The 11,316-nt window shown below is 70.2% G+C and carries 10 protein-coding genes; 5 read left to right on the forward strand and 5 right to left on the reverse strand.

Annotated features, from left to right (window positions below; genetic code table 11):
* Positions 1-76 precede the first annotated feature (76 nt).
* Positions 77-1,696: a methyl-accepting chemotaxis protein gene (locus tag D7W81_RS17405; protein WP_120556515.1), complete on the forward strand. Its 1,620-nt coding sequence runs from the start codon at positions 77-79 to the stop codon at positions 1,694-1,696.
* A gap of 71 nt (positions 1,697-1,767) precedes the next feature.
* Here the strand turns inward: D7W81_RS17405 and clpA are convergent, their stop codons facing one another.
* The 4 genes from clpA to D7W81_RS17425 all read right to left on the reverse strand — a co-directional run bounded on the left by clpA (position 1,768) and on the right by D7W81_RS17425 (position 6,107).
* Positions 1,768-4,050, reverse strand: a complete 2,283-nt coding sequence (gene clpA / locus D7W81_RS17410) for an ATP-dependent Clp protease ATP-binding subunit ClpA (RefSeq protein ID WP_120556516.1) — start codon at positions 4,048-4,050, stop codon at positions 1,768-1,770.
* A 3-nt stretch (positions 4,051-4,053) separates the two neighbouring features.
* The gene (locus tag D7W81_RS17415; protein WP_014399347.1) at positions 4,054-4,380 is read right to left on the reverse strand and encodes an ATP-dependent Clp protease adaptor ClpS; all 327 of its coding nucleotides are present in this window, start codon (positions 4,378-4,380) and stop codon (positions 4,054-4,056) included.
* 60 nt (positions 4,381-4,440) lie between these two features.
* Complete coding sequence (locus tag D7W81_RS17420) at positions 4,441-5,601, reverse strand: GNAT family N-acetyltransferase (RefSeq protein ID WP_120556522.1); 1,161 nt, start codon at positions 5,599-5,601, stop codon at positions 4,441-4,443.
* Positions 5,602-5,666: 65 nt separating this feature from the next.
* The gene (locus tag D7W81_RS17425; RefSeq protein WP_120556517.1) at positions 5,667-6,107 is read right to left on the reverse strand and encodes a hypothetical protein; all 441 of its coding nucleotides are present in this window, start codon (positions 6,105-6,107) and stop codon (positions 5,667-5,669) included.
* 141 nt (positions 6,108-6,248) lie between these two features.
* Here D7W81_RS17425 and D7W81_RS44400 point away from each other — a divergent pair, with 141 nt between their 5' ends.
* From D7W81_RS44400 to D7W81_RS17440, 3 genes are all read left to right on the forward strand, one after another.
* Positions 6,249-6,809: a NifU family protein gene (locus D7W81_RS44400; RefSeq protein ID WP_120556518.1), complete on the forward strand. Its 561-nt coding sequence runs from the start codon at positions 6,249-6,251 to the stop codon at positions 6,807-6,809.
* A 113-nt stretch (positions 6,810-6,922) separates the two neighbouring features.
* Entirely contained in the window at positions 6,923-7,744 is an 822-nt protein-coding gene (locus D7W81_RS17435; protein ID WP_279637820.1) for a class I SAM-dependent methyltransferase, read from the forward strand.
* A gap of 427 nt (positions 7,745-8,171) precedes the next feature.
* Positions 8,172-9,029, forward strand: a complete 858-nt coding sequence (locus tag D7W81_RS17440) for an alpha/beta fold hydrolase (RefSeq protein ID WP_120556519.1) — start codon at positions 8,172-8,174, stop codon at positions 9,027-9,029.
* 405 nt (positions 9,030-9,434) lie between these two features.
* On the opposite strand, the gene D7W81_RS17445 is transcribed toward D7W81_RS17440, so the two are convergent.
* The gene (locus tag D7W81_RS17445; protein ID WP_120556520.1) at positions 9,435-10,328 is read right to left on the reverse strand and encodes a ferredoxin reductase domain-containing protein; all 894 of its coding nucleotides are present in this window, start codon (positions 10,326-10,328) and stop codon (positions 9,435-9,437) included.
* 243 nt (positions 10,329-10,571) lie between these two features.
* Between D7W81_RS17445 and D7W81_RS17450 the strand changes: the two genes are divergently transcribed.
* A complete protein-coding gene (locus D7W81_RS17450) occupies positions 10,572-11,306 on the forward strand; it encodes a lysophospholipid acyltransferase family protein (RefSeq protein ID WP_120556524.1) in 735 nt (244 codons plus the stop codon).
* The last annotated feature ends 10 nt before the right edge of the window (positions 11,307-11,316 follow it).

Here is an 11,316-nt window from a genome sequence, read left to right on the forward strand (position 1 = left end):
GCAGCCACCTGCGTTGTCCCTGGCGTCGGGTGGCCGACGGTCGGCCGCCCGAGGACGCCACCCCGGGAGTGTCCCCTTGAAGCCCTCCGCCGCGCTCCCCGTCTCCCTCCTGCGTGGGCTCGGGCTCGCGCAGAAGTTCGTGCTCGTCACGGCGCTCATCAGCGCCACCGTGGCCCTCCTCCTCACCCTCATCGCCACCCGCCAGATGGAGTCCAACCTGGAGGAGCGCCACGCCAGCGAAGGCGAGGCCGTGGCGCTGAGCCTGGCCATCGCGGCGGAGCAGGGCGTGTCCGCGGGCATGGGCTCGCTCCAGCCGCTCCTGGAGGCGTTCCGCGAGCGCGAGGACCTGGCCTACATCTTCATCCTGGACCCCACCGGCTTCGTGCTGGTGCACTCGTTCCAGGGGCCCTTCCCGGAGGGCCTGAAGGCCGCGCTCGACGCGCAGCCCGCCGTGGGCCAGGGCCGCACCCGCGTGGTGCAGGAGGTCCGGCTGTCGCGCGGCGGCAAGACGCTGCGCGCCCTGGACGTGGCCGCGGCCGTGGCGGACAAGGGGCGGCTGGGCACCGTGCACGTGGGCATGGCGCGCGAGTTCATTGACGCGAAGGTGGACGCGCTGCGCTGGGCGATGCTGCGCTTCGCGCTGCTGCTGGTGGCGGGCGGCGTGGTGCTGGCGGCGCTGTTCGGCCGGAGCATCGTGCGGCCGCTGGCGGAGCTCACGTCCGTGGCGGGCCACATCGTGTCGTCCGGCGACCTCACGCGCCCCATCCATGCGCGGGGCAACGACGAGGTGGGGCGGCTGTCCAACTCCTTCTCGCAGATGGTGGGCAAGCTGCGCGAGGTGACGGTCAACCTCCAGCACGCCGCCACCGCGCTCACGCAGTCCACGGACCACCTCAACGCGTCCTCCACCGAGCAGGCGCAGACCATCTCCCGCCAGGCCGCCGCGCTCCAGGAGACGCAGGTGACGGCGCAGGAGATCAAGCAGACCTCCACCCTGGCCGCGCAGAAGGCGGAGAGCGTGCTCAGCGTCGCCGAGCGCGCGGACACCCTGGCCAAGGCGGGCGAGGCCTCCATCGAGCAGACGATGGCGGGCCTCAACGACATCCGCGCGCAGGTGGGGGAGATCGCGGAGAAGATTCTCGAGCTGGGCGAGCGCACGCGCCAGATTGGCGGCATCACCCAGACGGTGAAGGACCTGGCGGACCAGTCCAACATGCTCGCGCTCAACGCGGCCATCGAAGCGGTGCGCTCCGGTGAGCACGGCAAGGGCTTCAGCGTGGTGGCGCGTGAGATCCGCGCCCTTGCGGACCAGTCCATCCAGGCGACCACGCGGGTGCGGGAGCTGCTGGACGACATCGCCAACTCCGTCACCGCCGCGGTGCGCATCACCGAGCGCGGCGCGGAGCGGATGGAGGCGGGCCTGACGCAGGTGCGCAACAGCGGGCAGAACCTGCGCGAGCTGTCCTCCATCGTCCAGGACAACGCCGCCGCCGTGCGGCAGATCGCCGCCGCGGTGAACCAGCAGAACGTGGGCATCAATCAAATCACCCTGGCGGTGAACGATTTGTCCCGGATGATGGACGACACCGTGGCCCGCATCGGGTCCACCGGCGAGGCGGCCACCACGCTGCAGATCATCTCCGAGCAGCTCTCCAGCGCCGTGGGCGCGTACAAGGTCGTGTCCAAGCCGGAGTAGGAAACGCGGAAGGCCCCGAGTCCCCTTGAAGGGGGCCCGGGGCCTCGGGTGCTTCAATCTGTCGCCGTGCTTTATGCCGGCACGGCCTCGGTGGGCTCGGACTGGAGCTTCAGCGCGTCGTCCACGACGTCGAAGCGGGCCACGCCACCGCTCTTGAGGGAGCCGAACAGCAGCGCCTCCGCGAGTGGCTTCTTGAGGATGTTGTCCACGAGCCGGGCCATGGGGCGCGCGCCGAAGGCCGGGTCGTAGCCGTGCTCCGCCAGCCACGCGCGGGCGGCGGGCGTGAGCTCCAGCTTGACCTTCTTCTCGTCGAGCACCTTCTGGAGCAGGCGCACTTCCTTGTCCACGACCTTGAGGATGACCTCGGGGGGCAGGCCGGAGAACAAAATCCAGCCGTCCAGCCGGTTGCGGAACTCCGGCGTGAAGGTGCGCTCGATGGCCTTCTTCGCCCGCGAGCCGTCCACCACCACGCTGGTGTCACCGAAGCCCATGGCCTTGGTGCTCATCTCCTGCGCTCCCGCGTTGGTGGTCAGGATGAGGATGATGTTGCGGAAGTCCGCCTTGCGGCCGTTGTTGTCCGTGAGCGTCGCGTGGTCCATCACCTGGAGCAGGATGTTGAAGAGGTCCGGGTGGGCCTTCTCAATCTCATCCAGCACCAGCACCGCGTACGGGTGCTTGCGCACGGCGTCCGTGAGCAGGCCGCCCTGGTCGAAGCCCACGTAGCCTGGAGGCGCGCCAATGAGGCGGCTCACCGTGTGCTTCTCGGAGTACTCGCTCATGTCGAAGCGGAGGAACTCCACGCCCAGGCTCTGCGCCAGCTGCTTCGCCAGCTCCGTCTTGCCCACGCCCGTGGGGCCGGAGAAGAGGAAGCTGCCAATGGGCTTCTCCGGCGCGCGCAGGCCGGAGCGCGACAGCTTGATGGCGCCCACCATCTCTTCAATGGCCTTGTCCTGCCCGTAGATGACGCCCTTGAGCTCCTTGTCCAGGTTCTGAATCTGGACGCCCTCGCTCGCGGACACGCTCTTGGCCGGAATCTTGGCCATCTTGGAGACGACCTGCTCCACGTCGTGCGCGCTGACGACGCTCGTGCGCACGCCCTCCGGCTTGAGCCGCTCCGCGGCGCCGGCCTCGTCGATGACGTCGATGGCCTTGTCCGGGAGGAACCGGTCGTTGATGTGCTTGGCAGCCAGCTCCGCCGCCGCCTGGAGCGCACCCTCGCCGTACTTCACGTGGTGGTGCTCCTCGTAGCGGCTGCGCAGGCCCTCCAGCACCTTGACGGTGTCCTCCACGCTGGGCTCGTCCACTTCAATCTTCTGGAAGCGGCGGGACAGCGCGCGGTCGCGCTCGAACGACGCCTTGAACTCCTGGAACGTCGTGGAGCCGATGCAGCGCAGCCGGCCTGACGCCAGCGCGGGCTTGAGCAGGTTGGACGCGTCCATGGACCCGCCGCTCGTGGCCCCGGCACCGACGATGGTGTGGATTTCGTCGATGAAGAGGATGGCGTCCGGCAGCTCCTGCAGCGCCTTGAGCACACCCTTCAGGCGCTCCTCGAACTGGCCGCGGAACTTGGTGCCCGCGAGCAGCGCGCCCATGTCCAGCGAGTAGACGACCGCGTTCTTCAGCGCCTCCGGCACGCGGCCCTCGGTGATGTGGAGCGCCAGGCCTTCCGCGATGGCCGTCTTGCCCACGCCGGCCTCACCCACGTAGAGCGGGTTGTTCTTGCGGCGGCGGCAGAGCACCTGGATGGTGCGCTCCAGCTCCTTGTCACGGCCGATGAGCGGGTCGATGCGGCCCGCCTTGGCCTCGACGTTGAGCTGCACCGCGTACGCCTCCAGCGGGCTCTTCTTCTGCGACTCGCCGTCCTCGTCGTCCCCGGCGGGCGTGGGGCGGGACTCGCCCTCCGACTCGCCGTCCTTGCTGACGCCGTGGGAGATGAAGTTGAGCAGGTCCAGGCGGGTGACGCCCTCCTGCTGCAACAGGTAGAGCGCGTGGCTCTCCTCTTCACGGAACATGGCGACCAGCACGTCGCCCCCGTCGATGTACTTCTGCTCCGCGGACAAGGCGTGCATGGCGGCGCGGTGGAGCACGCGCTCCACGCCGATGGTCTGCTGCGGCTCGGCGTCCACGTCGTCGGGCAGCCGCTCGACCGTCTCCTCCAGGAAGGAGGTCAGGTTCTCCTGCAGGCGCTTGACGTTCGCGCCGCAGCCCTTGAGCACCTCGCGGGTGCGCGACTCACGGGTGAGGGCCAGGAGCAGGTGCTCCAGGGTCAGGTACTCGTGACGCATCTTCCGCGCCTCGTCGAGCGCGGTGCGGAAGCTGGCCTGCAATTCTTTGGCGATCGATGGTCCTGCCACGGTTCAGCCTTCCTCGGGTTCCATGGACAGCCGCAGGGGGAACCCGTTGTCCCTCGCCGCGGCCTCCACTGTCTTGAGCTTCGTCTCGGCGACGTCGTAGGTATAAACGCCCGCCACACCGATGCCGTTGTAATGAACGTGCATCATGATCTGCACGGCATCCGTCTCCGACTTGTGGAAGATCTCCTTGAGCACGGCCACCACGAACTCGCGCGTGGTGTAGTTGTCGTTGTGCAGGAGGACCTTGTAGAGCGTCGGCCTCTTCAGCTTCTGCTTGGGGACGGCCTCCGTGACGACCTGGCCGTCATCGTGTTGGTGCTTCTGAGCCATGGGCTTGCGGACTCCCTTGCCTTCGCTTCGCGAACCTGTGGCGGGCCTGCGTGAAACGCTTCAGACCCGCTCCTTGAAACCCGTCTCCGCCCACCACAGCGGCAGGCCGCTTTCGACGGCTGCCCGCTCGTGCGCCAGGAAGCCGCGCACCGCCCGGTCCAGGCCGGGGTGGAGGAACAGATGCGCACTGTACGTGAGGTGCGGCTCGAAACCCCGGGTGAGCTTGTGCTCGCCGCCCGCTCCCGGCTCGAAGCGCTCGCGGCCCTGGGCGATGCAGTCCTCCACCGGGTGGTAGAGGCACACGTTGAAGTGCAGGAACGGATGTTCCTCCAGCGCTCCCCAATAACGGCCGTACAGCGTGCGCGGCCCGGTGAAGTTGAACGCGCCGGCCACCCTGAGGCCTTCCCGCCGGGCCTCCACGAACTCACACCGGTGCTTGAAGCCGGCGAGCAGGCGGGCGAAGAAGTCCTCGGTCAGTGAGCGCACGCCCCACGGGTAGCGGTCCACCGTGGAGATGTAGAGCCGGTGGGCGGAGGCCGCGTCCACCTCCTCCAGCGCGTCACCCCGGAGCGTGCGCACGGTGATGCCCTGGGCCTCCAGCGCACGCCGCTCATGCTGGAGCTGGTGCCGCCGCTTGGAGCGGAAGCGGCCGAGGAAGTCCTCGAACGTCCGGTAGCCCGCGTTCTTCCACAGGTACTGCACGCCCAGGCGCAGCGCGTAGCCCTGCGCCTCCAGCACCGGCAGCTCCTCCGGGGTGGGGAAGAGGACGTGGATGCTGGAGAGCCCTTCCGCGCGCGCGTACTCCAGCGCGGCGGTGTACAGCTCCGCCTCGCGGGTGGCGGGGTGCTCGCCGGGGGCCACCAGCACGCGGCGGCCGGTGGCGGGGGTGAAGGGCACGCCCAGGACGAGCTTGGGGTAGTAGCGCAGGCCCGCGCGCTCGGCGGCGGTGGCCCAGGCGGCGTCGAAGACGAACTCGCCGTGGCTGTCGTCCTTGAGGTACGCGGGCGCGGCGGCGACGAGGCGCGAGCCCCGCCACAGGGTGAGGTGGCGCGGGTGCCAGCCGCGCTCGGGCACCACGCTGCCGCTCTCCTCCAGGGCGGCGAGGAAGCCCCACTCCAGGAAGGGCACCGACTCCGGGTCCACGAGCGCGTCCCAGGCCGACGCGGGAACGTCGGTGATGGACGTGAGCAGGCGCAGCGTGGTGGGGAGCGGGGCGGACATGGACGTGGCGAGCGCCAGCCTATAACGGCGGGTGGTGGCTGCCGCCACGGCCGCCAGGACGCCGTCTACTTCCCGCGCGTGAGCTCCTGGGCGAGGAAGGCCGCCACTTCCTTGAGGCCCGCGGCGGCGCGCTTGCGGCCCTCGTCGGACTCCATGACGCGGCGGGCGGCGTCGCTGGCGGTGCCCACCTCCAGGTCCACCAGGATGAGGAAGGCGCTCCAGCCCGCCGTCACGGTGGCCACCTTGCCCGGCCGCTGGGGCCGGTCGCTCAGGGTGGCGGCCACCTTCTCCAGGAGGCCTTCTTCCTTGAGACGTTTCGTGCCCCCGAGCATCTGCGTCCAGGTGGCGTCCAGCAGCGAGGCCAGCAGGGGCCCGGAGAGGGCGGTGGAGAGGCGCTGGGCGGCCTCCTCGCTGTCCACGTGATGTGCCTCCGCGTAGGTGGGGCCCAGCTTGGCAACCACCACGGCCTTGGTGGCGAGGTGGGCGAGGCGCGGTGGGTAGGGCATAGGACTTTCTGTCTTACATCGGTGGGCGGCCGGGCTCCACCGGAGTGAATGGATGGCGCTGGGCGTTTGCCTGACAGCCGGACAGGTTGCTATGGGGCCCGGCGCCCTTTAGAGGAAGCGGACTTTCGTAGGGAGAACAGAATGTCAGTGAACATCCAGCTCGAGTGGACCCCCAACCCCAGCACGTTGAAGTACGTGGTGGACCGCAAGCTGCTGGGCGGTGGCGCGGTGAACTTCACCAACCGGGACGAGGCGCAGGCGAAGTCGCCCCTGGCGCTCCGGCTCATGGACATCCAGGGCGTGACGGCGGTGATGCTGGGCACGAACTTCGTCACCGTGACGAAGGGCGAGTCCGGCGAGTGGGACGAGCTCAACGACTCCGTGATGTCCACGTTGGACACGCACCTGTCGGAGGGCCTGCCGGTGGTGGACGAGGCGGCGGTCGCGGCGTCGCGCCAGGCGACGAGCGCGGACGGCACGGTGGAGCAGCGCATCCAGTTCATCCTGGACGAGGAGATCCGCCCGGCCGTGGCGCAGGACGGCGGTGACATCACGCTGGACCGCTTCGAGGACGGCATCGTGTACCTGCACATGAAGGGTTCGTGCGCGGGCTGCCCGTCGTCCACGGCGACGCTGAAGATGGGCATCGAGGGCCGGCTCCGGGAGATGATCCCGGAGGTCACCGAAGTGGTGTCCGTCTGAGGCGGAACGTCAAGGCGCCGCAGGTCCGCAAGGAGCTGTTGCCGGACCAGTCCCCCGCGCTCCTGCGTGAGCTGCACCTGCTCACGCGCGAGGGACACCTCAACGCGGATGCGCTGCGCAAGCTCAAGCAGGTGAACCACCTGGTGGGCCTCCTGCGCCCCGCCATGGAGGACGTGCAGTCGCGCCACGCGAACCCGCTGGTGGTGGACGCGGGCAGTGGCAACGCGTACCTGGGCTTCGTCGTCTACGACCTCTTCCTCAAGGACGCGCAAGCCGGCGAGCTGTTGTCCATCGAGGGGCGGCCGGACCTGACGGAGCGCGCGAAGGGCCGCGCGGAGCGGCTGCACTTCGACCGGATGCGCTTCCAGACGGCGCACATCGACGCGGCCGAGTACCCGGAGCGCATCCACGTGCTGATGGCGCTGCACGCGTGCGACACGGCCACGGACGACGCGCTGGTGGCGGCCATCAAGCACGGCGCGGACCACGTGGCGGTGGTGCCGTGCTGCCAGGCGGAGGTGGCCGCGCAGCTGAAGGAGAAGAAGGCGAAGCCGGCCGGGTCCATGTCGCTGCTCTTCCAGCACCCGTGGCACCGGCGCGAGTTCGGCTCGCACCTGACGAACGTCATCCGCGCGCTGACGCTGGAGGCGTTCGGCTATCAGGTGACGGTGACGGAGCTGACGGGGTGGGAGCACTCGTTGAAGAACGAGCTCATCCTCGGGCGGCGGGTGCACCGGGACAATCGGCGCGCGCGGCTCCAGCTCCAGGCGCTGCTGGCGGAGACGGGCGTGCAGCCCCGGCTGACGCGGCTGCTGGGCATCACGCCCGCGGGCGCGGATGGCTCGGACGCGGGGGCCATGGCGGCGTCGGAGCCCGCGCCGGACGCGGAGCCCACGCCTGACGCAGCGTCGTCCGGAGCGCCGCCGGAACCCTGAACGCAAGCGGCCCTCCGCTGGACCGTAGGGCCGGGCAGGTGACCTCATGGGAGGGGGACGCGGGTCCTCCGTCCCGGGGAGGCCGCCGTCCGGCCGTGCACGGCGGCCGGGCAGGCGTTACATGCCCTGCGCCCGTGCGGTGCGCACGGGACGACACTCCAGAGGGCTGAATCCCTTGGGGGCGCGCCTCCGCGGGTGTCGGAGGACGTGGGCACGTCAGGGGTCCCGGTCAGGATGACGTCGATGCCGGAGGTCGGGCGCGGCGAGGGGACCCAGGGCGGCGTTCGCGGTGTCTGAATGCCGGGGTACGGAATCTCGTCCCTCAATGGGGCCGGCTCTGGTGGCCGTCAGGGCACCGGATGCGTGTGGGGCGAGCCGCGAAGTCCCTCCGCCGCGCACGCGGTGGGGGTGTTGATGGGAAGGGGGCATGGCCTTGGAGCTGGATGACTGGGGTGGGAGCGGGCCGCTCCTGCACTTCGCCTGCGCGAACGGTTTTCCTCCGGAGACGTACCGGAAGCTCTTCACGCGGCTCGCGACGCGCTACCACGTGGTGTCGCTGCGGATGCGGCCGCTGACGCCGGGCCAGGACCCGAAGGCGCTCACGACCTGGCAGCAGCTGGGTGAGGACCTCGCGCGCGAGCTGAAGGCGCGGGGACGCTCTGGCGCCCTGGGCGTGGGGCACAGCGTGGGTGGCACGAGCACGTTGATGGCGTCCGCCGCGAACCCGGGGCTGTTCCGCGCGGTGGTGGCGTTGGACCCCGTGCTCATCACCGGGTCCCGGTTGTGGGCCCTGCGCCTGATGAAGCTCTTGGGCCGCATGGACCGCACGGCCATCGTACAGGGCGCGCTGCGGCGGCGGGACCGGTGGACGACGCGCGAGGAGGCAGCCGACGCGTACCGTCAGCGCAAGCTGTTCAAGGACTGGGACGCGGACTGCTTCAACGACTACCTCGCGCACGGGCTGGTGCCCACGGAGGAGGGCGACTTCAAGCTGCGCTTCCCACGCGAGTGGGAGGCCCGCATCTTCGAGACGTTCCCCGCGGACCCGTGGAAGCTCATCCGTGCCAACGCGGCGCCCACGCTGGTGCTGCGAGGCGAACGGTCCGACACGCTGTCGCCGGACGCGCTGGCGCGGGCGGAGCAGGAGATGAAGCGCACGCGGGTGGACACGCTGCCGCTCGCCTCGCACCTGTTCCCGATGGAGAAGCCGCGTGAGACGGCCGAGCGCGTGCTGACCTTCCTGGAACAGCTGCCGCCCGTGGACGTCCCCGCGTCCGCGCACTGAGGGGCATCCGCCGCGCGGGCGCTCCTCGCGGCTGCGCGTGTCGCATGCGTCGAGACTCCGCCAGCGCGGGGCTTCCGCCGGCTCACACGTCAGGCGCCACCCGCGCGATTCGCGCTACCAGGGCTATTGCCCTCGCCATGTCTTGCAGGCGGTGGGCCAACCGGCGCCACGCGTCACGCGTCTGGCTGCGACCGCCGCGCCCGCCATGCCCTCGGGCAGGAAGTCTGTCCCCATGGATGAGAAAGCGAGAACCCTTCGGGGGACTCCCGTCGGCGGCGCAGCGCGCGAACTGGTCCGACAGTCGGACCAGTTGGGAGCGCGCCGGGCGGGGAGGGGCGCAGCACGGACATCCGGGACCTGGGCGCTGGACGCGGCGGCCACCTGACGGCCCGCGTTACGCGTGGGTCAGCCGTACGCCTCGCGCTTGATGCGCTTGTCCGGAATGCCCAGCTCATGCAGGTGGCCCAGCACCGCCTCCATGAAGCGCGGCGTGGCGGGCGTGCGCGTCTCCAGCGCCTTGCGCCGGTCCCACGGGGTGATGGCGGGCCCGCACACGTACACGAGGCAGGTGTCGCGGTCCGGAATCAGCTCGTGCAGCAGCGCTTCCGCCACGCGGCCCTTGCGCACCTGGGCGCCGTACTTCGTCTCATCCATTTCGCGCGTGAGCGTGTGCACCACTCGCACGCGGTCGGGGGCCGCCCGCTCCAACTCCGCCAGCTCCTCGCGGTAGAGGATGTCCCCCCACGTCTTGTTGGACGCGAGGAACGTGTGCCGCAGCTTCAGCCCCCGGTGCAGCGCGTCCTTCACGATGGCGAAGTTCGGCACCGCGCCAGAGCCCGCCACGATGTGCAGCACGTGGTCCGTCCGCTCCGTCACGTCGTCCGGCAGCACGTAGGGCCCCATGAAGCCCGTCACCTTCAGCTTCGCCCCCACCAGCCGGCCATGCACCAGCAGGGGTGACAGCAGCGGCGGGTAGCGCGTGACGCCCGGGATGAACTCCTCGTCCTTCACCGTGATGGCCACGTGCCGCTCATGCGGCGCGGAGGCGAGCGAGTACGAGCGCGGCGGCTCCTTTCGCCCCTTCTGCTCCTGCAGGTACACGCACTGGTGCGCGAGCGCCCGGAACTGGTGCGGGTCGATGTTGATGAACTGGCCTGCCTTGTAGTCGAGCGGCCCCGCCCCCGAACCCAGCTCCAGCAGCAATGTCGCCGTGTCGTGCGTCTCCATCCGCACGTCGGTGACGGTGGCCTCGTACTCGACGGGCCGCTTCGCTCGGGAGGGCGTGGCTTCGGCGCTCATGCGGCTTCCCATAACACGCGGGGTGCGGGGCCGCGTGGACCGGCTCACGCCAGCGCGCTCCCCGCCCCAGGACTCCAGGGTAGGCATTTCGTTGGCTGGACGACGGAAGGGCAGGCGGGCAGTCCAGCGCTCCCAGAGGACCGCTGACCCACCCCGCCGTGCAGGACTACATCTTCCAGGAGGACGTCCAGCCATCGCTCCCCCTGGGGTCCAGGGGCATCCGGAAAGGACGTGGGCCGGTCCGTGCTTCGAGTTCTCTTCGCCCTGATGTCGCTGCTGCCCTACGGGCTCCGCCGCCATGTCGTGCGCGGGCTGATGCACGGCGTGTGGGGACGGCTGTCCCACGCGAAGGTGTACGGCCTGAAGGACCTGCCGGACGGCCCGTGCCTCTTCATCTGCAACCACCTGTCCAACGCGGACGGCTTCACGCTCTACCGGGCGCTGCGTCCCCGGAATGTCGTCTTCCTCGCCGGCGTGAAGCTGCACGGCACCGTGATGACGCGGCTGGCGGCGGAGACGATGGACACCATCGACATCACGCCCAACTCGCCGGACATCGAAGCGCTGCGCCGCTGCGTGGAGCTGCTCAAGGGCGGCCAGTCCGTCCTCATCTTCCCGGAAGGGGGCCGCAGCCGCTCGGCCGGCCTGCTCCAGGCGAAGAAGGGCGTGGGCCTCATCGCCAAGCGCGCCGGGGTGCCCATCGTGCCGGTGGCGCTGACGGGCACGGAGAAGCTCATGCCCATCAACGACTCCGACATGGGCGGCGAGCGGCTCTACCACGCGGACGTCACCGTCACCTTCGGGCCCGCGTTCCGCATGGAGGACCTGGAGCCGGAGGTGGCGGGGGCTTCTGACGCCCGCCAGGCGCTGGTGGACGCGATGATGCGCCGGGTGGCCGCGCTGCTGCCGCCGCACTACCAGGGGGTCTACGCGGCGGGCCCCGACCTGGTGGCCCCTGCCGCCCCGCCCGCCGCGTAGACCCCCTGGT

Origin of the sequence: Corallococcus aberystwythensis (genome assembly GCF_003612165.1) — a bacterium.
Taxonomy (GTDB): domain Bacteria; phylum Myxococcota; class Myxococcia; order Myxococcales; family Myxococcaceae; genus Corallococcus; species Corallococcus aberystwythensis.

Bases quoted from the DNA above. Each gene is read 5' to 3' on its own strand.
- D7W81_RS17420 (WP_120556522.1), bottom strand. From the start codon at position 5,601: ATGTCCGCCCCGCTCCCCACCACGCTGCGCCTGCTCACGTCCATCACC.
- D7W81_RS17425 (WP_120556517.1), bottom strand. From the start codon at position 6,107: ATGCCCTACCCACCGCGCCTCGCCCACCTCGCCACCAAGGCCGTGGTG.
- D7W81_RS17440 (WP_120556519.1), top strand. From the start codon at position 8,172: ATGGCCTTGGAGCTGGATGACTGGGGTGGGAGCGGGCCGCTCCTGCAC.
- D7W81_RS44400 (WP_120556518.1), top strand. From the start codon at position 6,249: ATGTCAGTGAACATCCAGCTCGAGTGGACCCCCAACCCCAGCACGTTG.
- D7W81_RS17415 (WP_014399347.1), bottom strand. From the start codon at position 4,380: ATGGCTCAGAAGCACCAACACGATGACGGCCAGGTCGTCACGGAGGCC.
- D7W81_RS17445 (WP_120556520.1), bottom strand. From the start codon at position 10,328: ATGAGCGCCGAAGCCACGCCCTCCCGAGCGAAGCGGCCCGTCGAGTAC.